Genomic DNA, 22,169 nt, shown 5'->3' with positions numbered 1-22,169 from the left:
CGGCGCAATTCACCCCCGGAGTTTTCCGGCCAAGATGAAGGGAGGTCAGCCGTAGGCGTCGAGCATGGCGCGGAGGTCGTCGAGGGTATTGGCCTCGGAGACCGGTTTGTCGCGGCGCCAGCGGGACATGCGGGGGAACCTGAGCGCCACGCCGGACTTGTGCCGCGGGCTGGTCTGGATGCCCTCGAAGGCAATCTCGAACACGTGCTCGGGGGTGACCTGGCGGACGGGCCCGAAGCGTTGCAGCGTGTTCTTTCGGACCCAGGCCGTGATCTGGCGGAATTCGGCGTCGGTGAGGCCGGAATAGGCCTTGGTGAAGGGCACCAGCGCCGCGCCGTCGCGGACGGCGAAGGTGAAGTCGGTGAACAGCGTCGCCCTGCGGCCGGAGCCTGCCTGGGCGTAGATCATCACCGCGTCGATGGTCAGCGGGTCGACCTTCCATTTCCACCAATCGCCGCGCTTTCGGCCCGCGAGGTAGGGGCTGTCGCGTCGTTTCAGCATCAACCCCTCGGCGTTCACGGCCCGTGAGCGGGCGCGTTCGGCGGCGAGCCCGGCCCAGTCGGCGGCCGTGACCTCGGGCGACAGGCGCAGGGGGGCCCCGGGCGGGGCGGTGGCCACCAGCTCGGCCAGCCGGGTGCGGCGCTCGGCGAAGGGGAGGTGGCGGATGTCGCGGCCCGCATCCTCGAGCAGGTCGTAGGCCATCAGGATCACCGGGTTTTCGGCCAGCAGCCGTTTCGGGACGGTCTTGCGGCCGATGCGTTTCTGCAGGGCGTTGAACGGCAGCGGCGCCTCGTCGCTGAAGGCCAGCACTTCGCCGTCGAGGACCGTGCCGGCGGGCAGGTAGTCGATCAGCCGGGCAAGCTCCGGGAAACGGTCGGTCATCAGCTCTTCGCCGCGGGACCACAGGTGGTGGCTGCCGCCGCGCAGGATCAGCTGGCCGCGGATACCGTCCCATTTGCGCTCGGCGAACCAGTCGGTCACGGGGCCGAGGTCGGCATCGGGCTCTTTCTGGTGGGCGAGGTAGAACGGGTATGGCCGGGAGAGGTCGGCGCCCGGGTCATCGGCCTCGATCAGCGCCTCCCAGCTGGTGGTGCGCGGGGTCCAGGAGCCCATGAGCTTGTGCGTGAGCGCCGCTTCGTCCTGGCCGGTGGCCTGGGCCAGGGCGCGGGTCATGAGCTTCTGGCTGAGGCCCACGCGGAAGCCGCCGGTCAGGAGCTTGGTGAAGAGCAGACGCTCGGTGCGCTCCATGCTGTCCCAGGCGGCGAGGATGCCGGCCTTGCGGCTGTCGTCTTCGGCTTGCGACAGGGCGGCAAGGCGGTCGATCCAGTGGCTGAGGGGGTGGTCCTCTTCGGTGGTGGCGGGGGGCAGCACCAGCGAGATCGTCTCGGCCAGATCGCCCACGACGGGGTAGCTTTCCTCGAACAGCCACAGCGGGATGCCGGCGCGCTCGGCGGCCCATTCACGCAAGGTGGTGGTTGTGATGACGCGCCGGGGCCGGCGGCCCGAGAACAGCGCGATGCACCAGAGCCGGTCCTGCGGGGCCGCGGTGGCGAAGAACTCGGCCAGGGCCGCGACCTTGGCATTGGTCCGGGTGGTCTGGTCGACGCGGGTGAAGAGGGTGGCGAAATCGCGCATTCAGGCGGCCTCCGGGTCGTCGGGCGCGTCCAGGCTCTCGCCGGAATAATCGGTCTCGACGATGGCGGCGTCGTAGCCCTGTTCGGACAGCCACCGGCGGAAGACCGAGGTATAGCCGTGGGTGACGAAGATGCGCTCCGCGCCCGTGGCGGCGATGGCGCTGTTCAGCCCGCGCCAGTCGGCGTGGTCGGACACGATGAAGCCGCGGTCGGCGGCGCGCCGGCGGCGCACCCCGCGAAGGGCCATCCAGCCGCTGGCGAAAGCGGTGGAAGCGCCGGCGAAGCGCCGCGCCCAGGCGGAGCCGAGGGCCGAGGGCGGTGCCAGGACCATGGCGCCGGGATGGTCCTTGGCCCTGGTGTCAGGGGTCACCAACGTGGTGTCGGGCAGGGACAGCCCCTGGCCGCGCAGCACCGCGTTGGTGTTCTCGATCGCGCCGTGGGTCAGGATCGGGCCGATGGCGGGGTCGAGGTCGTGCAGCAGGCGCTGGGCCTTGCCCAACGAGTAGGCGCCCAGGATCGACGGGCGTCCCTCGGCCGCGTTCGCCGACCACCAGGCGTTGATCTGGGCCCGCAGCTCGGGCAGGGGCGTCCAGTTGAAGACCGGCAAACCGAAGGTGCATTCGGTGATGAAGGCATGGCAGCGGACCGGCTCGAACGGCTCGGACAGGCCGTCGTCGACCACCTTGTAGTCGCCCGACGCGACCCAGACCTCGCCCGCGACCTCCACCCGGATCTGGGCCGAACCGGGCACGTGGCCGGCGGGATGGAACGAGACCTGCGCCCCGCCGATCCGGCGCCCCTCGCCATAGCGGACGGTGTCGAGCGCGATGTCGCCCAGCCGGTGGCGGATGACGGGGGCCGCGGCCTCGGTGGAGAGGTAGCGGCCCATGCCGGGGCGGGCGTGGTCGGCGTGGCCATGGGTGATCAGGGCCCGGTCGACCGGGCGCCAGGGGTCGATGTGGAAATCGCCCGCCGGACAATAGATGCCGCGATCGGTGAAGGTGAGCACGTTCGCCATGGGACAGAGCTAGGGCGCGGGCCCGGGTCGCGCCACGATTTTCGGTGCTCAGGCCGCGGCGGAGAAGTGCTCTGCGATCCGGTCGAAGATCGCCCGGCGGTGATGCGCCGTCTCCATCAGAACCTCGTGGCGGCCGTTCAGGATCGGGACCAGGTCGCCGCCGTCCCACCGGGCCATCCGCTCTTCGATGCGGGCGGGGTCGACAATGGCCTCGTCGGTCCCGAGGAAGGTGACGCAGGGCAGATCGGGGGAGGGCGCGTCCACGAGCCCGCGCATCTCGCGCAGGGCCTCGTTGAGCCAGTGCAGCGAGGGGCCGCCCAGGGCCAGGTCGGGATGGGCCTGCAGCTGGTGCTGCATGTAGTCGAACATGCTCTTGTCCGAGGTCAGCGAATTGACCGCGAAGTCGGACCGCAGGATATAGGGTTCGGCCACTTGGCCCGGGGCGAAGGCGCGGCTGAACCGAAGCGGGCGCGACAGCGACGACAGGCCCCAGGCGATGGGGCGCAGCGCCGCCGACATCTGGATCCCCCACATCGGCGCCGAGAAGGCGACGGCCGGAACCGGGAGACCTTCAAGCACCGAGCGCAGGCCGATGCAGCCGCCCATGGAATGGGCCAGCAGGAAATACGGCCCCGGCAGGTCCAGCAGGTCGACATGGTCGAGGAAGGCCGCGACATCGGTCTGGTAATCGACGAACCGATCCACGTGGCCGAGCTTGGGATCCGGGTTTATCCGGGCGGAGATCCCTTGGCCGCGCCAGTCGATCGTCGCCGCGGCAAAGCCGCGCTCGGCCAGGGCCTGCGCGTCGCGGCCGTATTTCTCGATGTATTCCGTGCGCCCTGGAAAGATCAGGACCGTGCCGGAGGCCTTCTCCAGCGGCCAATGCCCGACGCGAAGCCGCAGCCCGTCCGACGTGGTCACCCAATGGGCGACCCCGTCCGGCGGGCCGTCGGCCACATCCGCGAAATACGGCGCAGGCTCCATCCTAGCTGATCACGCTCGCAAGACGCATCGCGGTCGCCATGTCGCCGTCGAGCTTGAGCTTGCCGGTCATATAGGCCGCGGTCGCGTTCTCGGACCCGTCCAGAATCGCCTTGAACGTCTCGGCGCTTGCCGAGAGCGTCACTTCGGCATCGTCGTCGCCCTCATGTGCGCCGGTTGAATCGATCATGATGCTGCCTTCGTCCTCGATGACGAATTTCGCTGGCCCGTCAAAGCCCTGGCCGCCCATCTTTTCATTGAGTTGGCGCACGGCCTCTGTCACCACTTCGCTCATTCTCGCCGTCCTTCCGCTGTTTGTGACGACCCGGGGGCTGGCGCCCGGCCGTCTGATCTCTACATTGGTCTATATGGCTAGCATCAAAGATATCATCAAACAGATCGTAGCGTCGGGCGTGGCCGTGGTCGGGTTTTCCTTACCTGGATCCACCGAAACGCTGGACGAGATGTTCGAAAGCCTGGGCGCGGCGCAATCGGCCGAGGAAGCCGCCCGGATCGAGGAGCGAATCGCAACGGAATGGTCGCGGAGCGGATCTGCGGCGATAGATCTGCTGTGGCAGCGTGGGATCGATGCGCTCGAAAACGGCGACCCCGGGGCCGCGGCCGAGCATTTCACCGCCGCGATCGACCATGCCCCCGACTTCGCGGAGGCCTACAACGGGCGCGCGACGGCTTATTTCATGCTCGACCTCTACGGCCCGGCGCTGGACGACATCCGCCAGGTGCTGGTGCTCAATCCGCGCCATTACGGCGCGATGCGGGGCTTCGCGATCATCCTCGAAGAGATCGGCGAGGAGCAGGAGGCGCTTGAGGTCATCGACGCCATCCTGGCGATCAACCCGCTGATGGACAACATCGAGGCGGCCCGGGATCGGCTTGTGGAACGGCTCAACGGCGTGACACTGTAGCCACCAGAGGTCTCCAGACGGCGACCGACACGGGCAAGGGGCCTCGATGACCGCGCACTCCCGGATAACGGCCGTTCTCGGCCCGACCAACACCGGCAAGACCCACTATGCCATCGAACGGATGCTGGCGCACCGGACCGGGGTGATCGGCCTGCCGCTGCGCCTGCTCGCCCGGGAGGTCTATGAGCGGATCAAGGCCGTGCGCGGCCCGTCGGTGGTGGCTTTGGTGACGGGCGAGGAACGGATCGTGCCTGAGCGCACCCAGTATTGGGTCTGCACCGTCGAGGCGATGCCGGAGGGCATGGGCTGCGATTTCCTTGCCATCGACGAGATCCAGCTTTGCGCCGATCCCGAGCGTGGCCATGTCTTCACCGACCGGCTGCTGAATGCCCGCGGCCTGCATGAAACGCTGTTTCTGGGCTCCGAGACCATGCGCCCGGCGATCGCGGCGAAGGTCGACCGGGTGCAGTTCCTGCGGCGCGAGCGGTTCAGCGAGCTGACCTATTCGGGTTCGAAAAAGATAAGCCGGATGCCGGGGCGGGCCGCAATCGTCGGCTTTTCGGTTGAAAATGTCTATGCCATCGCCGAGCTGCTGCGCCGCCAGAAGGGTGGCGCCGCGGTGGTCATGGGGGCGCTCAGCCCGAGGACCCGCAACGCGCAGGTCGAGATGTACCAGTCGGGCGAGGTCGATTACCTCGTGGCGACGGATGCGATCGGCATGGGGCTCAATCTCGACATCGACCACGTGGCGTTCTCCGCGCTCAGCAAGTTCGACGGCCGCCGGATGCGGATGCTGGCCGATGACGAGCTTGCCCAGATCGCGGGCCGGGCGGGCCGGCACATGAACAACGGCACCTTCGGCGTCACCGGAGAGGCGCCCGACATCGACCCGGGCTCGGTCGAGGCGATCACCAGCCACAGTTTCCGGCCGGTGAAGAAGCTGCAATGGCGCAACGCCCGGCTGGAATTCGGATCGGTCGGCCGGCTGATCGGCGCGTTGGAGCGCAAGACCGACGACGACTGGCTGACCCGGGTGCGCGAGGCCGATGACCTGACCGCCCTGAAAGCGCTTTCCGCCGATGCCGAGGTCGTGGCCCGCGCGTCGGATGGGCCCTCGATCCGGCTGCTGTGGGATGTCTGCCGGATCCCCGACTTTCGCGGCATCTCGCACGGCGAGCATGCCAACATGCTGCGGCAGATCTACGGCTATCTGCATGAGGCGGGCCGGGTGCCGGACGCCTGGCTCGCGCGGCAGGTCGCGCGGCTGGATCGCACCGATGGCGACATCGACACGCTCTCCAAACGATTGGCATATATCCGCACATGGACCTATGTCGCGCAGCGCAAGGGCTGGACTGGGGACGATTCTCGTTGGCGTGAGGACACTCGCGCTGTAGAAGATCGCCTGTCGGATGCATTGCACGGTGCGCTGACCCAGAGATTTGTGGACCGGCGGACCAGTGTTCTGCTTCGCCGGCTCAAGCAGAAGGAGGCCATGGTGGCCGAGGTGAACGACAAGGGCGAAGTGACTGTCGAGGGTCAATTCGTCGGACGGCTGGACGGGTTCCGTTTCCGGCAGGACAAATCCGGCGCGGCCGATGAGGACAAGACGGTGCGTCAGGCGTCTGTCCAGGCCCTGGCGCCGCAATTCCACCTGATGGCGGACCGCTTCTACAACGCGCCCGACCCAGAGCTCGACTTTACCGAGCAGGGCGGGCTGATGTGGGGCGACAAGGCCGTCGGCAAGCTGGTCGCGGGCACCGATCCGCTGTCGCCGCAGGTGACGCCTTTCGTCGATGACGAGGCCGGCCGGGAGGTTGCCCAGAAGGTGCAGCGCCGGTTGCAGCATTTCATCGACCGCAAGATCGCCAAGGATTTCGAGCCGCTGCTGAAGCTGCGCGACGATGCCGAGATGACGGGCGCGGCCCGCGGCTTCGCCTATCGCCTGGTCGAGACCATGGGCGTGATCCCGCGCAGCGCGGTCGCGACAGAGGTGAAGGCCCTGGATCAGGACGCGCGATCGGCCCTGCGCAAGCACGGGGTGCGGTTCGGCCAGTTCACCGTGTTCCTGCCGCTGATGCTCAAACCCGCGCCGACCCGGCTGAGGCTGGTGCTCTGGTCGCTGGCCCGCGGATTCGACACCTTCCCCGAGGCGCCGCCGCCCGGCCTTGTGACCGTGCCCGCGGTCGACGGGGTCGAGGCCGAGGTCTATGCGATGTCGGGCTACCGCGCCGCCGGCGAACGGGCGATCCGGATCGACATGCTGGAACGTCTGGCCGACATGGTGCGGGACCGCGACAGCCGCAATGGATTTGAGGCGACCGCCGACATGCTGTCGATCACCGGCATGACTTTGGAGCAATTCGCCGGGTTGATGCAGGGCCTGGGCTATGCCGCCGAAAAGGGCGAGCGGCCCAAGATCAAGGCGACCGCGGCGCAGGTGCCGGACGAGCCGCCCCCGGAGACGCCTCCCGAAACGCCACCCGAAACCCCGGTCGAGACGCCCCAGGAGACGCCGGTGGAAACGCCGCCGGAGGCGCCGCCCGAGACTCCGCAGGAAATGCCCGCGGACATGCCGATAGAGGTGCCGGACATGCCCCCGCCGGATCAGGCGCAGCCAGATTCGGTGGCCGAGGAGACTCCGGTCGAGCCCGTGGAACCACCGGAGATGGAGGTCTTCTACACCTTCACCTGGCTCCCCCGACGCGAGAGAGGCCCCCGGCGCGATGGCCAGCAGAAGGGCCGCGGCAAGCCGCAACAGGCCCGCGGCAAGGGGCCGAAGGGCGGCAAGGGTGGCAAGGGTGCGGCCAAGTCCGATGGTCCCCGCCAGCACGAGGCGCGGCCGCCCCGCAAGGAAAAGAAGATCGACCCCGACAACCCCTTCGCCGCGGCGCTCGCCGGGTTCAAGCCGAACTGAGGCGGCGTGGCGGACCGGCCAGAGGCTGAGCGGCCGGAAACAGTCAGGCTCGACAAGTGGCTCTGGCATGCGCGGTTTTTCAAGACCCGGTCGCTGGCGGCCGATCTGGTGAATGCCGGGCGGGTGCGGGTCGACGGGGCGCCGGTGTCGAAACCGTCGCGCAGCGTGCGGGCCGGTCATGTTCTGACCTTTCCGCAAGGCAAACAGATTCGCGTGGTGCGGATCCTGGCGGCCAGCGTGCGGCGCGGGCCCGCCCCCGAGGCGCAGGAGCTTTACGAGGATCTGACGCCGGAGGCGCCGTCCGCGCCGTCCGGCCCGCGCTATGACGGCAAGGGCCGCCCCTCGGCCAAGGATCGGCGCGACATGGCGAAACATCTGCCGGGGAACCGGTCCGAGGACGGTTGAAGTTGCCCCGGCATTGCACTAGGTCCTCGCGCGAGACATTCGGGGCCCGACCATGACCTACATCGTCAACGACAACTGCATCGCCTGCAAATACACCGACTGCGTCGAAGTCTGTCCGGTGGATTGTTTCTACGAGGGCGAGAACATGCTGGTCATCCATCCGGATGAATGCATCGATTGCGGCGTCTGCGAGCCGGAATGCCCCGCCGACGCCATTCGCCCGGACACCGAGCCCGACATGGACAAGTGGGTGGAGTTCAACCGCAAGTATTCCGAGCAATGGCCTGTCATCATCACCAAGAAGGACCCGCTTCCGGGGGCCGAGGAGATGGACGGGAAAAGCGGCAAGCTGGAGCTGTTTTCCGAAGCCCCCGGCGAAGGCGGCTGACCCGGGCTGCGATCCCGCCGAAACTGTATCGGATCCGCGCGACGACGGCCCTTCCGCGCAGGCCGTTTTTGTGATATGTTCTGCAGAATGCTGCTGGATTATTGATCCTGATACGATTGATGCGAACCGACGGAGGCCACGGTCACCGCCGGTTCTCTGTCGCGTCGGGGTCGACGTGGGTCGATGACCTGGAAGGACGAGATGATGAGCAAGACCAAGAAGAACGATTTTCACCCGAATGAACACGTCGTGTACCCTGCCCATGGCGTGGGGCAGATCATCTCGATCGAAAAGCAGGAGGTCGCGGGCTACGAGTTGGAGCTTTTCGTGATTTCCTTCGAGAAGGACAAGATGACGCTTCGGGTCCCGACACACAAGGCCGAAGAGGTCGGGATGCGGTCCCTGTCGTCGCCGGATGTGGTGGCGCATGCGATGAAGACACTCAAGGGGAAGGCCAAGGTCAAGAAAGCCATGTGGTCGCGCCGGGCCCAGGAATATGAGCAAAAGATCAATTCCGGCGACCTGATCGCGATCGCGGAGGTGGTGCGCGACCTGCACCGCGCCGACGACCAGCGCGAGCAGAGCTATTCCGAGCGGCAGCTTTACGAAGCGGCGCTGGAGCGTCTGACCCGCGAGATCGCGGCCGTGGCCGGCAATGACGAGAATGCCGCGGCCAAGGAGATCGGCGACGTCCTGGTCAGCCGGGCAGCCTGAGCCAAGCCTCCCGCCCCCTGTCAAATTGAAAAGCCGCGGACCTTGTCCGCGGCTTTGCCGTTTTCTGGTGCTGCCTGCGCGGGTCGGTCGGCTGTGGCCAGCGTCATGCCCGTTGCGGCCGGGCAGGCGCCCGGATGATCAACCGGTCTGCTGTTGGTTGCGCCACGGGAAAATTGGCCCGCTGCGGCGGGATGGGCGGCTTTCCCTTGGCGGTGGGTCTGCTACATGGGGGGCGATCTGACAGGGGCCTTTCGCAATGACCGACCGTTTCCGCCTGACGCTTGCGCAGTTGAACGCGACCCTTGGCGATCTGGTCGGGAACGCGGACAAGGCCCGCGCGGCCTGGGAGGCCGGTCGCGCGGCCGGGGCCCAGATGGTTGCGCTGCCCGAGATGTTTCTGAGCGGCTATCAGACTCAGGACCTCGTGCAGAAGCCCGCCTTCGTGGCCGATTGCGTGGACCGGCTGGAGGCACTGGCGCGGGAGTGCGCGGACGGTCCCGCGTTGGGGATCGGCGGGCCCATGTTCGAGGAGGGCCGGCTGCACAATTGCTATTTCGTGCTGCAGGGCGGCAGGATCGACGCGGTCATGCGCAAGCATCACCTGCCGAACTATACCGTCTTCGACGAGGAGCGCCTGTTCGAGCGGGGCCGGATCTCGGGCCCCTATTCGGTGGCCGGCGTCCGGCTGGGCTCGCCGATCTGCGAGGATGCCTGGTTCCCCGACGTGGCCGAGGCCATGGCCGAGAGCGGTGCCGAGATCCTCGTGGTGCCCAACGGCTCGCCCTATTTCCGGGACAAGTTCGACATCCGTCTGAACCAGATGGTCGGGCGGGTGACGGAGACCGGGCTGCCGCTGGTCTATCTCAACCTCGTGGGCGGGCAGGACGACCAGGTGTTCGACGGGGGCTCTTTCGTTCTGAACCCGCATGGCGCGCTGGCCATGCACATGGTGGTCTTCGAGGAAGAGATCGCCCATGTGGATTTCATCCGAGAGGCGGACGGCTGGCGCGCGGAGACCGGCGAGATCCGGACCTTCCCGGACTCCCTGGAGCAGGATTACCACGCGATGGTGCTGTCGCTGCGGGATTACATGGCCAAGACAGGCTTTTCCAAGGTTCTTCTGGGTTTGTCCGGCGGGATCGATTCGGCGGCCGTGGCCGTGATCGCCTGTGACGCGCTCGGTCCTCAGAACGTGCGCTGTGTCATGCTGCCGTCGGAATACACCTCCGAGCATTCCCTTGAGGACGCCAAGGCCGTCGCGACCAACCTTGGCTGCCGGTATGATTTCGTGCCCATCGCAGGTGTTCGGGACGCCGTGACCGAGACCCTGGCGCCGTTGTTCGAGGGGCTGGAGGAGGGGCTGACCGAAGAGAACATCCAGTCGCGCATCCGGGGCCTGCTGCTCATGGCGCAATCGAACAAGTTCGGTGAGATGTTGCTGACGACGGGAAACAAGTCCGAGGTCGCCGTGGGATACGCCACGATCTACGGCGACATGGCGGGCGGCTACAACCCGATCAAGGACCTCTACAAGACCCGGGTGTTCGACATCTGTCGCTGGCGCAACGCGCAGCATCGCCCGTGGATGCTCGCCACCGAGGGGGAGGTCATCCCCGTGCGCGTGATCGACAAGCCGCCCTCGGCCGAACTGCGGGCGGATCAGAAGGACGAGGACAGCCTGCCGCCCTACGAGGTGCTGGACGATATTCTCGAGATGCTTGTCGACCGGGACGCCTCGGTCGCCGATTGCGTTGCCAAGGGGCACGATGCGGAGGTGGTTCGGCGCGTGGAGCATTTGCTTTACATCAGCGAATACAAGCGGTTCCAGTCCGCTCCGGGCACAAGGCTGTCGATGCGGGCGTTCTGGCTGGATCGCCGCTATCCGATCGTGAACCGCTGGCGCGACAGGAGTTGAGACGTCGGCGCGCAGGCTGACAGGCCACGGAGGGATCGGTCCGTGACCAATCGGCGGGGTCCGATCCGCGCCGGCAGCGTCCAATACCTCATCAGCCTCTCAGCATCGCTGGCGCCTTCAGGGACGATGCCCCGGGCGACTGCCACGATCGAGAGATCCTGGCCAGTCACGTATCGGGCGGACGGTGCCGGGGCGCCAACGGGCCGGCGGACGCAGGGCATCGGGGGAGACTGGTGTTGCGGACCTGTCTGACCCCGGGTTTTCCAGCTGCGCCCAAGCTTTGGTGACGGATCGTCCTTCCCTCACATACGTCGGACAGGTGGCGGGTATGAGGCCGTGTTTGATGCTACGCGTCTCGAGTGCAGGTCCGTTGGATCATCCGAGGTTGCACCTTGACCAACGCATGCGATTGGAGTCCCGAAACTCGCAGCTCAGGTCGGACGGCGGTCTGCTGACCCTGCGGGAACCGGATGGCGCCCTGTCCTCTGCGCTGAAAAAAGCGGCCACCGGGCATGCGCTGAAGAGTTTCACGGCGCCAACCACCCAAATTCGGGTCGTTTCGCGGGCCCGGACACCGCGCGGGGCGATGCAGCTTGCTTTGCGAGCACACATGAGTCACTTTGCTTAGCCCCATGCCAGTTGAGGAATGCAGGCGGTCAGCTGCTCGAGGAGGGTAGAAAATTGTTTGGGAACGCCAAGGCCATGTCCGCAAAGTTCGGGGCGCTTGCCATCGCCATCGGGATGCAGTCGTCTGACGTCGCGGCCTTGACGGTCTCATCGGTCGACACGGTTTCGAACGTGTCGGGCGTATCTGCCGATACGGGGCTGCCGGTGACCGTTTCCGTTGCCGACCTGCTTCAGGGTTCGATTCCGGACAGCAATTTGTCAATTGTTGCGGGCGCTATCGGAGGATTGACCGATGGCCTCAGTGGCGAAACGGACTTCGACCCCGATGGGAGAGTGATCGCAGCAGTTTACACTTTCCCCTGGGAGCTTACCTTCACCGGACTGGGCGGCGTTGATCTTGGCGAGCTCCGGGTATTTTCCTGGAACACCGACAGCCGGGCAGAGCAGAAATACAACGTCAGCTACAGCACGGACGGTGGTTCGCTATTTTCCGATCTGATTCTGGGCGTCGAAGGTGGGGATTTTGGCGAATCCGTCCTGACCCGTGTCTTCGACGACGCCGGCGGATTGCTTGCGACAGGCGTCACCGATCTGAGATTTTCGTTTCTTGAAACCAAGACCAGCAATGATTCCACAGCCATCATCGAAATCGACGCGTTTTCCGATGCGCCATCGGTGGTGTCGCTCCCGGCGTCGCTGTCGCTGTTGGCAGGCAGTCTTGGGCTCCTGGGATTGCTCGGCTGGCGTAGGACGCGGCCGACAACAGCCTGAGCATCAACAAGAAAGGGTGTTCAGGACCTGGAGCGTGCCTTGTGCTGAAAGAGGCCTGTCCGCGCCCATGCTGCGAGGGCAGCGTTTGCAAGACACACCGCGCCAGACGGCAAGTGTGCAGGCGCGTGCGCACAACGCGCCCGTGGGCGTGTCGCCTCGAATAGGCGATGAAACCGACGCCGCGTGTGCACTTTGCGATGCGTCCCGGTACGAGATCGAAGCGCGGGCATTCCCGAACGACTTGAGCGGGTGTTGACAGCCAAAGCTCGGCAAGAGGTATGTTGTCGGGATCGGCTTGCCTTGGGGACCCTCGGCAAATGCTTTCAAGCTGGGCAGGGAGGGCGAGAACATGGCCGAGAACAAGACCCAACCGACCGATGCCGACGTCAGTGCGTTCCTCGCGTCGGTCCAACACCCGGTGCGCCGCGCCGATGCGCAGACGCTCGATGCGCTGTTTCGCAGGATCACGGGTTGGACGCCGCGGATGTGGGGGCCGTCGCTTGTGGGCTACGGCAGCTATCACTATCGCTACGAGAGCGGCCGTGAGGGCGACTTCCTGGCGACCGGCTTTTCTCCGCGCAAGGCGAACCTCGTGGTCTACGTGATGCCCGGCTACGCGGAGATGTCAGGGATGCTGGACCGGTTGGGAAAGCACAAGCTGGGCAAGTCCTGCCTCTATATCAACAAGCTGGCCGACGTGCGCCCGGATGTGCTGGAGGAGATCGTGCGCGCGGGCCTGGCTGACCTCGCCACCCGCCACCCGGTGTCGGCAACCTGAGCGCTGGCAGATTATTCGCGAATAATCTGGGCCCGGGATCAAAGGTCGGTGACTTGGCATTCCGGCAGGTTCCGCTCGGTATCTTCAAGGTGGCAAAGCTGGGTGCCCGGGGTCATGACGGCCGCGCTCGCCGCCGCGGAGCCATAGCGCATGGCCTCGGCCACCGAGGCGCCGCGGGCGAGCGCCAGGGTGAAGCCGCCGACGAAGCTGTCGCCGGCGCCCACTTTCGAGTTCACCGTCACCGGGGCGGCCGAAACGTGCAACTTTCGGTCCGCCTGCGCCATGACCGACCCGTCGGCGCCGCGTGCCACGATCACCAAACGCGCCGCGCCGCGCCGGACCAGACTCGCGGCGAAGGCGGCGCTGTCCGTGCGCGACGACAAGGGCCGGCGCGCCAGGTCCTCGGCCTCATGCTGGTCCATGCGCAGGACAAAGGGCGGTTTGGCCTGTCCGGCGGCGAGATGCGCCAGCGCCGGCCCAGACGTGTCGAGAATGATCTCTTCCTCCGTCTCCGCGAAATCGCTGCAGATGCGGGCATAGAGGTCGGGTGCCGCCCCCGAAGGCCCGCTGCCCGACAGCACCAGGTACCCGTCGCCCGTCGCAGCCTTGCGCAGCGCGGTCCGCATGGCGTCGATATGGCCAAGGTCCCAGTCCGGGCCGGGCAGCATGAAGCGCATCTGGTCCATGTTCGACAGGTCGGTGACCGCGAGGCTCTGCCGGGTCTCTCCGGGCGCGGGATGGACGACCGGAGTCAGCCCCGCGGCCAGCAGCAGTTTGAGCAGCGCCTGGCCGGTATCCCCCCCCAGCGCCACGAAGCAGCGCGACGCCCCCCCGATCTGGTGGATCGCCCGCGCGACGTTGAGCCCGCCGCCACCGGGGTCGGTATCGGGCGGGGCGCAGCGCAGTTTCACATTCGGCTGGATGTGGTTGACCGAGGTGGCGAGATCGAGCGCCGGGTTCAGGGTAACGGTCAGGATGTCGCGCATGATGGGCTCCGGCTGATGATGGCGCTAACATGCCATGTCCGCGCATGGCGCAAAAGGGCTGCTCATTCCCACCAGGGGTCGATGTGGGCGATGTCGTCGTCGGACCAGCCGAAGTGATGGGCGAATTCATGCACGGTGACGTGGGCCACCAGCTCGGTCACGGTGACATTCCCCCGCTCGGCCCATTCATCGAGGATCGGCCGGCGAAACAGCCAGACCACGTCCGGGCCGTGCGGCGTGTCCATCACCGATTTCTGCGTCAGCGGAATTCCGTCGTAGAGCCCGCTCAGATCGAAGGGATCCGCCTCCATGTCGCGCAAGATGTCGTCGGGCGCGAAGTCCACGACGCGCAGGGCCACAGCGCGGGCCGCGGTCCGAAACCGCTCGGGCAGGCCCTCCACGGTCCGGCGGGCGATCTCTTCGATGTCGTCGAGGCTGGGGGCTGTGCTGTCCATCCCCCTGATATGGACAAACCCGGCCCGTTGTGGAAGAGCGCCCACAACAGGAGTTTCCCCATGACCACCACCCGTTTTGCCCCGTCACCCACCGGCTATCTGCATATCGGCAACCTGCGCGCCGCCCTGTTCAATTACGCCATCGCGCGACAGGCTGGCGGCACCTTCGTCCTGCGGATCGACGACACGGATCCCGAACGGTCGAAGGAGGAGTACGTGGACGCGATCAAGGCGGATCTTCGTTGGCTCGGACTGGAATGGGACCGCGTGGAGCGTCAGTCCGAACGGCTCGACCGCTACGCCGCCGCCAAGGAAACGCTGATCGGCATGGGCCGGCTCTACGAGTGTTTCGAGACCCCGACGGAGCTAGACCTCAAGCGCAAGAAACAGCTCAACATGGGCCGGCCGCCGGTCTATGACCGCGCGGCCCTGGACCTGAGCGAGGACGAAAAGGCGCGGCTTCGGGCGGAGCGCGGCGGCTACTGGCGGTTCAAGCTGGATCACGACCGGATCGAGTGGGCGGACGGGATCCTCGGGACCATCTCGATCGACGCGGCCAGCGTCTCCGATCCGGTGCTGATCCGGGCGGATGGACAGGTGCTCTACACGATCGCTTCGGTCGTCGACGATACCGAGATGGGGATCACGGACGTGGTGCGCGGATCGGACCACGTGACCAACACGGCGACCCAGATCCAGATCATCGAGGCCCTGGGCGGCACGGTCCCGCGTTTCGCGCACCATTCCCTGCTGACCGGGCCGCAGGGCGAGGCGCTGTCCAAGCGCCTCGGCACGCTGGCGCTGCGCGATCTGCGGGCCCGGGGCATCGCTCCGATGGCGGTCCTGTCGCTGATGGCCCGGCTCGGCTCTTCCGAGCCGGTGGAACTGCGCGAGAGCGTCGAGGAGGTGGTCGCCGGGTTCGACCTGTCCAGCTTCGGCTCCGCGCCGACCAAATTCGATACCCAGGACCTGGTGCCGCTGACGCACCGCTGGCTGTCCCAGCGCCCGTTCGAGGAAGTCGCCGCCGAGGTGACCGCCCTCGGCGTGCCGGACCCGCTCGCGCCCGTCTTCTGGGATGTGGTGCGCGAAAATATCGACACGCTCGCGGACATGGAGGGCTGGTGGCGCCTTTTCTCCGAAGGCGCCGATGCGCAGATCGCCGATGAGGACCGGGCGTTCGTCGACGAGGCGCTCGGCCTTCTGGGCGACCCGCCCTATTCCGAGACGACTTGGTCGGAGTGGACAGCGGCGGTCAAGCAGGCGACGGGGCGCAAGGGCAAGACCCTGTTCATGCCACTGCGCCATGCGGTGACGGGCATGACCCGCGGCCCCGAAATGGCCGATGTCATGCGCCTCATGCAGGTCAAGCCAAGGGTCTGACGCCGCCGCGGCCCTACTCCAACGCGTCCGACCCGGCGAACGGGCCCGGCGCATGGGCCAGAGGCCGCCGATCCTGCCGAATGACAGACCGCCGCCTTCATGCGGACCACCGGCGCATGCCTGCAGCAGCACCCATCCGAGCCAGCAGCAAGATCACCGGCCATAGCCGGGCGTTCCCGGTTCAAGTTCAGCTCATGCTTCTTCTGGTCAAAAATATCCCGGGGGGGCAAGGGGGGCAGAGCCCCCCTCGCGCCATCTCATCCCGGCGCACCGCTCGTCACGACGCCCTGCCGCACCGGTCCCACGCCGCTACATGTCCGAGCGATCGACGCCGTCCACCTCGATCTCCTCCTGGATGTCGGAGCTAGTAACCACAAGCCTGCCGGAGCCCCCGTCTTCCTGGACCACCTCCAGCCCGGTCCCGCCGTCGTCGTTGCCCATCGTCATGCTTCCCTGCACGATCACGGTGACATCGCCGCCGTCCGCTTCCTCGAACACGGCACCGACGCCGCCGTTATCCGCCGCCGAGGTGCCGAGCATCAGCCCGCTGACATCGCCCGCGTCCTCCTCGGAGGTCTTGAAACCGTCGTCGGTATTGCCGCTCGCCGCGGTGTCGATCAGGACCAGGTCGATACCGCCCGGCCCCTCTTCGTCAAGGTCCAGCCCCTCGTCGAGGTTGCGGGATATGGTGGTGTCGGCCAGCGTGGCGACGACGCTGCCGTCGCCCGCCTCGTCCACGTCGAAGCCGTCGTCGAGGTCGATGCCGAACGCGTATTCCTCGACGGTGCCGTCGTCGTAGGTGTCCACTTCCCGCTCGATGCAGGAATCGTCAGGCGCACCGGTGACCGGACCGGGGATATCGGCCTCGGGCATCGTGCCCTCATCGAATTCGCCCTCGGGCGCGTCGGGCATGAAGGCGGCCAGGATCTGGGGGTCGCAATAGGCGCCGTTCCCGACGAAGGCCGACCCGGTGACGATCACGCGGACATCGCCGGCCTGGCCGTCGTCGAGCTCCACGCCGTCGGCGCCCACGTTCCGGAAGGTCGAGGCCGTCGCCGAGAAATTGATGGACCCGGCGGCGCGTTCGTCCACCCGCAGCCCGTCCGCGTCGAATTTCCCGTGGCCCACGTTGTCGATGGTCACGCCGGCGAGCCGCACGATGATCGACGCCTCCGAACCTCCGCCACTGCCGCCCGCGCCGCCGCCACAGGCATCGGCAAGGTCGCAGTCGGACACGTGCACGCCGTGGTTCGCCACGCCGCTGACGGTCACATTCTCAAGCACCAGCGAGACATAGCCCTGCTGGTCATCACGGACATCGACGAAGATGCCCTTGCCCGCCGGCCCGTCGATGTCGCCACGGTTCTCTATGTCGAACCCGCCCGGGCCCGCGAAATTCAGCCCGTTGATCGTCAGGTCCGCCCCGGCCGTGGCCGCAAAAAGCGTCGCGTTGGCCGCTGTCCTGACGGTCTGACCCGCGCCGAATACATAGAGCGGCGCCGTGCCGGCATAATCCAGCGTGCTGTCGATGGTGATGTCGCCCTCGGCCGTGACGACGATCTGGCCGCCGGTGTCGGCCAGCGTCTCCAGCGCCGCGCGGAAACTGCCCGCGCCGCTGTCGGCGGTGGAGGTCACGAGGACCGGCGCCTCGGCGAAGGCCGCGCCCGTCGTCAGGGCCAGCGCCGTTGCGCTGCGCAAGAACGTGGTGATGGTCATGGAAACGAGTCCCCCTTTGGTGTGTGACACCCGGCCTAGGGGGAGAACCCAAAACTATTGTGACAAACCGTCAGCTGCGCACCAGCCCCGAGAGATCGAAGGCGTCGGGCCCGGAAATTTCTGCGCCCAGATCCGCGAGCAGCCTGTCCACGAGGCGCGTTTCCTGCCCTGACAGCTGCCGATGGCGCGGATAGACCGGCCGGGCCCGATCGTCGAGCACGGGGGCGTGCCACCCTCGCGTGGTGCGGGCAAAGTCCCGCATGCCCGCCTCTCCGAAAAGCTGCAGGTAGCCCTGAAGCACCACGTCGACATAGCTCAGCAGGATCGGGTGGGCCACATCGGGCGGTTCCAGGTTGCTGGCCTCGATCTCATAGACGGCGGTGGGGGTGATCGCGCCGTCCTGCGGGAAATGGTGGGTCACGTCCTGGCGCCGATAGGCCCGTTCGCGCAGGTCGAGCGCCGCCCAATCCGCGCCGGGCACCTGCGCCAGCACGCCGTCGATCTCGGATTCTGGCGCCGGTTCCACCGACAGGAACGCCACCGGTCGCAGGGTGGCGTGCCGCCAGACCCGCCGCCACCCCGACAGCCGCGCGGGCTGCGCGTCGGGGTAATCATGGGTCGAAAGGTTCACGAGGCTGCCGTAGCCAAAGAATCTCGGTGTCATTCCCGGGCTCTTAGCACGCTCGCGGGGCGGGCTGCGAGGGGGCGGAGCGCAAAGAGGAGCCCCGCGCAGAGCGTCGCCAGCACCCCGCCCACGACCACGCCGAGCGCCGACGGCCAGATGACGGCATAGCTGCTGTCCATGATGAAAGTGCTCACCGCCCAGCCACCGAGAATGCCCGCCGCAAGCGCCACGGCCCCGGCGGCAAGCCCGAGGAGCGCGGAACGCAGGGCGAAACTGGACAGGATCCGCGCCCGCGTCGCCCCCAGCGTCTTGAGCACGGCGCTTTCATAGACCCGGCTGCGCTCGCCCGCCGCCGCCGCTCCGATCAGGACGAGGAACCCGGTCAGAAGCGTCGCGGCCGCCCCGTAGCGTGTGGCGGCGGAAATCCCGGCGAGCAGTTCCATCACCCGGTCGATGGCATCCCGGACGCGGATCGCGGTGATGTTGGGATAGGCGGAGGCAAGGTCTCTCAGGATGGCGGCCTCGGCCTCGGGCTCGGCATAGACGGTGCTGATCCAGCTGTGGGGCGCACCTGCGAGGGCCCCCGGATTCATCGACAGGACGAAGCCGATGCCGGCGGTATCGAAATTCACCTCTCGGAAGCTGGCGATCGTGGCGGTGATGTCGCGGCCGAGGATGTTGACCGTGATCGTGTCACCGAGCGCCAGCCCGATCTCGGCGGCCTCTTCGGCGGCGAAACTGACCAGCGGCGGGCCGGCATAATCCGCCGGCCACCACTCGCCCGCCGTCAGGCGCGTGTTGTCGGGCACCGCCTCTGAATAGGTCACGCCGCGGTCACCGCGCACCACCCAGTGGCCGTCCGCCGCCTGCATCGCCGGGGCGCCGTTGATCCGGGTGATGATCCCGCGGAGCATCGGGGCGCTGTCGACGCGGCTGACCATCGGGTCGGTCTCGACCCGTTCGCGGAAGCCGTCGATCTGGTCGGGCTGGATGTCGACGAAGAAGTATGACGGCGCGATCTCGGGCAGTTCCCCCGAGATGGATTGCCGGATGTTGCCGTCGATCTGGCCCACGGCGGACAGCACCGCAAGGCCGAGGCCAAGCGACAGCACCACCGAGGTCGTCTCTCCGCCCCGCGCCCCGATCGCCCCGAGGGCCAGCCGCAGGGCCGGTCGCCCGCGGGCGGCCCGGCCGCTGCGGCGGGCGAGCCAGCGGGCAAGGGCTGCGGCCAGGGTCAGCAGGGCGAGCGCCGCGGCTATCCCGCCGGCCGTCCAGAGGGTGAGGAAGGCGGTCCCGGAAAACCAGACCGCCGCCCCGACCAACAGCGCCAGGAGCAGCGCCGTGACAAGCAGATAGCGCGGGCGGGGCAGCGCGGCCCCGCCGCCCAGCGCGTCGCGGAACAGGGTCGCGGCCCGGATCTCTTCGGCGCGGGCGAGCGGCCAGAGGGTGAATATCATCGCCGCGAGAACGCCATAGAGCGCGGCCTCCAGCAGCGGTCCGGGGTAGAGGGCGAAGGCTGCCGGGATCGGCAGCCGCGCCTCGATCAGCGGCGCAGCCAGCAGCGGAAGCCCCGCGCCGAGGACCAGGCCAAGCGCCACGCCGAGGATCGTCAGCGCACCGATCTGGATGAAATAGCTGCGGAAAATGACGCTCCGCGACGCGCCCAGCGTCTTGAGCGTCGCGATCACCTCGGTCTTGCCCGCAAGATAGGCCCGCACGGCGGCCGAGACGCCGACCCCCCCCACCGCCAGACCGGACAGACCCACGAGGATCAGGAACGCGCCGAGCCGGTCGACGAACTGGCTGATCCCCGGGGCCCCCGCCCGCGCATCGCGCCACCGCATCCCGCTGTCGCGCCACAGCCGTTCCGCCTCGGCGTCGAGCGCGGCAAGGTCCGCCCCCTCGGGCAGATCGAGCCGGTATTGCGTCTCGAAAAGCGTGCCCTCCTGGATCAGGCCGCTCTCGGCCAGGTCCTCCGTCAGCACCAGCGTCCGGGGCCCGAGGCCGAAGCCGCCGCCGGAATTGTCGGGGTAGCTGTCGAGGATCGCCGAGAGCGAGAAACGCTGCTCGCCCAACTTGAACGTGTCGCCGGGCGAAAGGGCCAGCCGGTCGGCCAGCACCCGCTCCATCACGCCGCCGGGCAGGTCGGCGGTGCCCGCGAAGGCCGTGTCCAGCGCCATCGGCGGGTCCAGCTCGGTCGCGCCCACGAGGGGGTAGAGGCTGTCCACGGCGCGCACCTGGGTCAGGGCGCGCTCGGTCTCGGCACGGCCGTCGACCACGACCATCGAGCGGAAATCCACGGTCTCGGATATCGCGTCAGCGATCTCGTCCAGCCAGGCGGCCTCTTCCTCGCGGGCGAAGCGGTAGGTGAACTGCACCTCGGCGTCGCCGCCGAGAAGGGCCGCGCCCTCGCGCTCCAGCCCCGCCGAGATGGCGCTACGCACACTGCCGACGGCGGCGATCGCGGCCACGCCCAGCGCGAGGCAGGACAGGAAGATGCGAAACCCCCGCAGGCCGCCCCGCAGTTCGCGGCGCGCGATCCGGGCCGAAACTGACCAGCTCATTCCGCGGCCCGGGCCTGTGGCGCCTCGATCCGGCCGTCGCGCAGGCGGACGACCCGGTCACAACGCCGGGCAAGCTCCAGCGAATGGGTCACCATGACGAGCGTGGCGCCGTGCCGGTCGCGCAGCTCGAAGAGCAGGTCCATGATCGCGGCGCCGTTGGTCTCGTCGAGGTTGCCGGTCGGCTCGTCGGCCAGAAGAATGCGCGGCCGGGGCGCAGAGGCACGGGCCAGCGCCACGCGCTGCTGCTCGCCGCCGGACAGCTGGCCGGGATAATGGCCCGCCCGGTGGCCCAGTCCCACGGCCTCGAGCTCGGCCCCCGCACGGTCGAAGGCATCGCGACGTCCGGCCAGTTCCAGCGGGGTCGCCACGTTTTCCAGCGCCGTCATCGTCGGGATGAGGTGGAAGCTTTGGAACACCACCCCCATATTATCCCTGCGAAACAACGCGAGCGCGTCTTCGTCCATCGCCGTCAAGTCCTGGCCAAGCGCCATGATCCGGCCCGATGAGGCGCTCTCGAGCCCGCCCATCAGCATGAGGAGCGACGATTTGCCCGACCCACTTGGCCCCACCAACCCCAGCGTCTCGCCGCGGTCGACGTCCATCGAGATGTCGTGCAGGATTTCCACCGGTCCGGTATTGCCAGAGAGCGACAACGAGACATCGGTGAGCGAGAGCAGCGTATCTGACATGGGCACCTTTTCCGGACTGATCCGTTCCTTTCGATATGGGGCGGTTGCCCTGCTCTGCAACCTCGCGCTGGCGGCGAGTGTCGGCAGCGCCGCCGCCGCCGAGACGGTAACGGTCGCTGCATTGGGCGACAGCCTGACGCAGGGCTATGGCCTGCCGCAGGAAGAGGGTTTCGTGCCCCGGATGGAGGCCTGGCTGCGGACCGAGGGGGCAGATGTCTCGATGATCAACGCCGGCGTTTCAGGCGACACCACCGCGGGAGGCCTCTCGCGCGTGGACTGGACCCTCACGCCGGAGGTCGATGCGATGATCGTCACGCTGGGCGGCAATGATTTCCTGCGCGGGATCGACCCGGCCGTCAGCCGCGAGAACCTGCGCGGTATTCTCGAAGCCGCCGAGGCCAAGGAGGTCGAGGTGCTTCTAGTGGGCATGCAATCCTCGAACAACTACGGCCCCGCCTTCAAGGCCGCGTTCGACAGCATGTATCCGGAGCTCGCCGAGGAATTCGACGTGCCGCTCTACCTTTCGTTCTTCGGCGGGCTGGGGATGGAGGGGGATGCTGCGGGCGCGGCGCAAGACCTGATGCAGGCCGACGGGATCCATCCCAACGCGGCCGGCGTGGCGCTGATTGTCGAGGCGATGGGGCCGGCCGTGCTCCAGCTGGTCAACTCCGTGCGCTGAC

The 22,169-nt window shown here is 67.5% G+C and carries 20 protein-coding genes; 10 read left to right on the top strand and 10 right to left on the bottom strand.

The window, feature by feature from the left end; translation table 11 throughout:
* Positions 1–45: 45 nt before the first annotated feature.
* From ROA7023_RS04405 to ROA7023_RS04390, 4 genes are read right to left on the bottom strand one after another with little or no spacing between them, the layout of a single operon-like run.
* The gene (locus tag ROA7023_RS04405) at positions 46–1,635 is read right to left on the bottom strand and encodes an ATP-dependent DNA ligase (protein WP_085877806.1); all 1,590 of its coding nucleotides are present in this window, start codon (positions 1,633–1,635) and stop codon (positions 46–48) included.
* Complete coding sequence (locus ROA7023_RS04400) at positions 1,636–2,652, bottom strand: ligase-associated DNA damage response exonuclease (protein WP_085877805.1); 1,017 nt, start codon at positions 2,650–2,652, stop codon at positions 1,636–1,638.
* A 48-nt stretch (positions 2,653–2,700) separates the two neighbouring features.
* Positions 2,701–3,636 (bottom strand): alpha/beta fold hydrolase, encoded by a 936-nt coding sequence (locus ROA7023_RS04395; RefSeq protein ID WP_085877804.1) that lies wholly within the window; start codon positions 3,634–3,636, stop codon positions 2,701–2,703.
* Position 3,637: 1 nt separating this feature from the next.
* Positions 3,638–3,928 (bottom strand): SCP2 sterol-binding domain-containing protein, encoded by a 291-nt coding sequence (locus ROA7023_RS04390; protein ID WP_085877803.1) that lies wholly within the window; start codon positions 3,926–3,928, stop codon positions 3,638–3,640.
* Between the two features lie 73 nt (positions 3,929–4,001).
* Here ROA7023_RS04390 and ROA7023_RS04385 point away from each other — a divergent pair, with 73 nt between their 5' ends.
* The 8 genes from ROA7023_RS04385 (at position 4,002) to ROA7023_RS04350 (ending at position 13,074) form a co-directional block, all read left to right on the top strand.
* On the top strand, positions 4,002–4,559 hold the full coding sequence (locus tag ROA7023_RS04385) for a tetratricopeptide repeat protein (RefSeq protein ID WP_085877921.1): 558 nt from the start codon (positions 4,002–4,004) through the stop codon (positions 4,557–4,559).
* 46 nt (positions 4,560–4,605) lie between these two features.
* Entirely contained in the window at positions 4,606–7,476 is a 2,871-nt protein-coding gene (locus ROA7023_RS04380; protein ID WP_085877802.1) for a helicase-related protein, read from the top strand.
* Positions 7,477–7,482: 6 nt separating this feature from the next.
* Complete coding sequence (locus tag ROA7023_RS04375; RefSeq protein ID WP_085877801.1) at positions 7,483–7,881, top strand: RNA-binding S4 domain-containing protein; 399 nt, start codon at positions 7,483–7,485, stop codon at positions 7,879–7,881.
* 52 nt (positions 7,882–7,933) lie between these two features.
* Entirely contained in the window at positions 7,934–8,269 is a 336-nt protein-coding gene (gene fdxA, locus ROA7023_RS04370) for a ferredoxin FdxA (protein WP_085877800.1), read from the top strand.
* A gap of 204 nt (positions 8,270–8,473) precedes the next feature.
* Complete coding sequence (locus ROA7023_RS04365) at positions 8,474–8,983, top strand: CarD family transcriptional regulator (RefSeq protein WP_085877799.1); 510 nt, start codon at positions 8,474–8,476, stop codon at positions 8,981–8,983.
* Positions 8,984–9,239: 256 nt separating this feature from the next.
* Positions 9,240–10,898 (top strand): NAD+ synthase, encoded by a 1,659-nt coding sequence (locus ROA7023_RS04360; RefSeq protein WP_085877798.1) that lies wholly within the window; start codon positions 9,240–9,242, stop codon positions 10,896–10,898.
* A gap of 702 nt (positions 10,899–11,600) precedes the next feature.
* On the top strand, positions 11,601–12,296 hold the full coding sequence (locus ROA7023_RS04355) for a hypothetical protein (protein WP_143535438.1): 696 nt from the start codon (positions 11,601–11,603) through the stop codon (positions 12,294–12,296).
* Positions 12,297–12,645: 349 nt separating this feature from the next.
* Positions 12,646–13,074, top strand: coding sequence for a DUF1801 domain-containing protein (locus ROA7023_RS04350; RefSeq protein WP_085877796.1), 429 nt, complete (start codon positions 12,646–12,648; stop codon positions 13,072–13,074).
* A gap of 38 nt (positions 13,075–13,112) precedes the next feature.
* Here ROA7023_RS04350 and ROA7023_RS04345 read toward each other — a convergent pair whose 3' ends face one another.
* Together ROA7023_RS04345 and ROA7023_RS04340 are read right to left on the bottom strand one after the other, a co-directional pair.
* Entirely contained in the window at positions 13,113–14,060 is a 948-nt protein-coding gene (locus ROA7023_RS04345; RefSeq protein ID WP_085877795.1) for a 1-phosphofructokinase family hexose kinase, read from the bottom strand.
* 62 nt (positions 14,061–14,122) lie between these two features.
* Positions 14,123–14,515 carry a metallopeptidase family protein gene (locus tag ROA7023_RS04340; protein WP_085877794.1) on the bottom strand — a complete coding sequence of 131 codons (393 nt, stop codon included), beginning with the start codon at positions 14,513–14,515 and terminating at the stop codon, positions 14,123–14,125.
* A 60-nt stretch (positions 14,516–14,575) separates the two neighbouring features.
* Between ROA7023_RS04340 and gltX the strand changes: the two genes are divergently transcribed.
* Complete coding sequence (gene gltX, locus ROA7023_RS04335; protein WP_085877793.1) at positions 14,576–15,895, top strand: glutamate--tRNA ligase; 1,320 nt, start codon at positions 14,576–14,578, stop codon at positions 15,893–15,895.
* Between the two features lie 309 nt (positions 15,896–16,204).
* Here gltX and ROA7023_RS04330 read toward each other — a convergent pair whose 3' ends face one another.
* The 4 genes from ROA7023_RS04330 to ROA7023_RS04315 all read right to left on the bottom strand — a co-directional run bounded on the left by ROA7023_RS04330 (position 16,205) and on the right by ROA7023_RS04315 (position 21,489).
* Complete coding sequence (locus ROA7023_RS04330) at positions 16,205–17,611, bottom strand: hypothetical protein (RefSeq protein WP_085877792.1); 1,407 nt, start codon at positions 17,609–17,611, stop codon at positions 16,205–16,207.
* A gap of 70 nt (positions 17,612–17,681) precedes the next feature.
* A complete protein-coding gene (locus ROA7023_RS04325) occupies positions 17,682–18,275 on the bottom strand; it encodes a gamma-glutamylcyclotransferase family protein (protein WP_085877791.1) in 594 nt (197 codons plus the stop codon).
* Positions 18,272–20,800: an ABC transporter permease gene (locus ROA7023_RS04320; protein WP_085877790.1), complete on the bottom strand. Its 2,529-nt coding sequence runs from the start codon at positions 20,798–20,800 to the stop codon at positions 18,272–18,274. Before ROA7023_RS04320 ends, ROA7023_RS04325 begins: the two co-directional genes overlap by 4 nt.
* Positions 20,797–21,489, bottom strand: coding sequence for an ABC transporter ATP-binding protein (locus ROA7023_RS04315; protein ID WP_085877789.1), 693 nt, complete (start codon positions 21,487–21,489; stop codon positions 20,797–20,799). The genes ROA7023_RS04320 and ROA7023_RS04315 overlap by 4 nt, the downstream gene beginning before the upstream one ends.
* Here ROA7023_RS04315 and ROA7023_RS04310 point away from each other — a divergent pair.
* Positions 21,488–22,168 carry an arylesterase gene (locus ROA7023_RS04310; RefSeq protein ID WP_085877788.1) on the top strand — a complete coding sequence of 227 codons (681 nt, stop codon included), beginning with the start codon at positions 21,488–21,490 and terminating at the stop codon, positions 22,166–22,168. The two genes, ROA7023_RS04315 and ROA7023_RS04310, sit on opposite strands and share 2 nt — an antisense overlap.
* Position 22,169: the final 1 nt, after the last annotated feature.

The organism is Roseisalinus antarcticus (assembly GCF_900172355.1).
Taxonomy (GTDB): domain Bacteria; phylum Pseudomonadota; class Alphaproteobacteria; order Rhodobacterales; family Rhodobacteraceae; genus Oceanicola; species Oceanicola antarcticus_A.
Note: the sequence above shows the minus strand (reverse complement) of the source record. Positions and strands in the feature narration are given on the sequence as shown.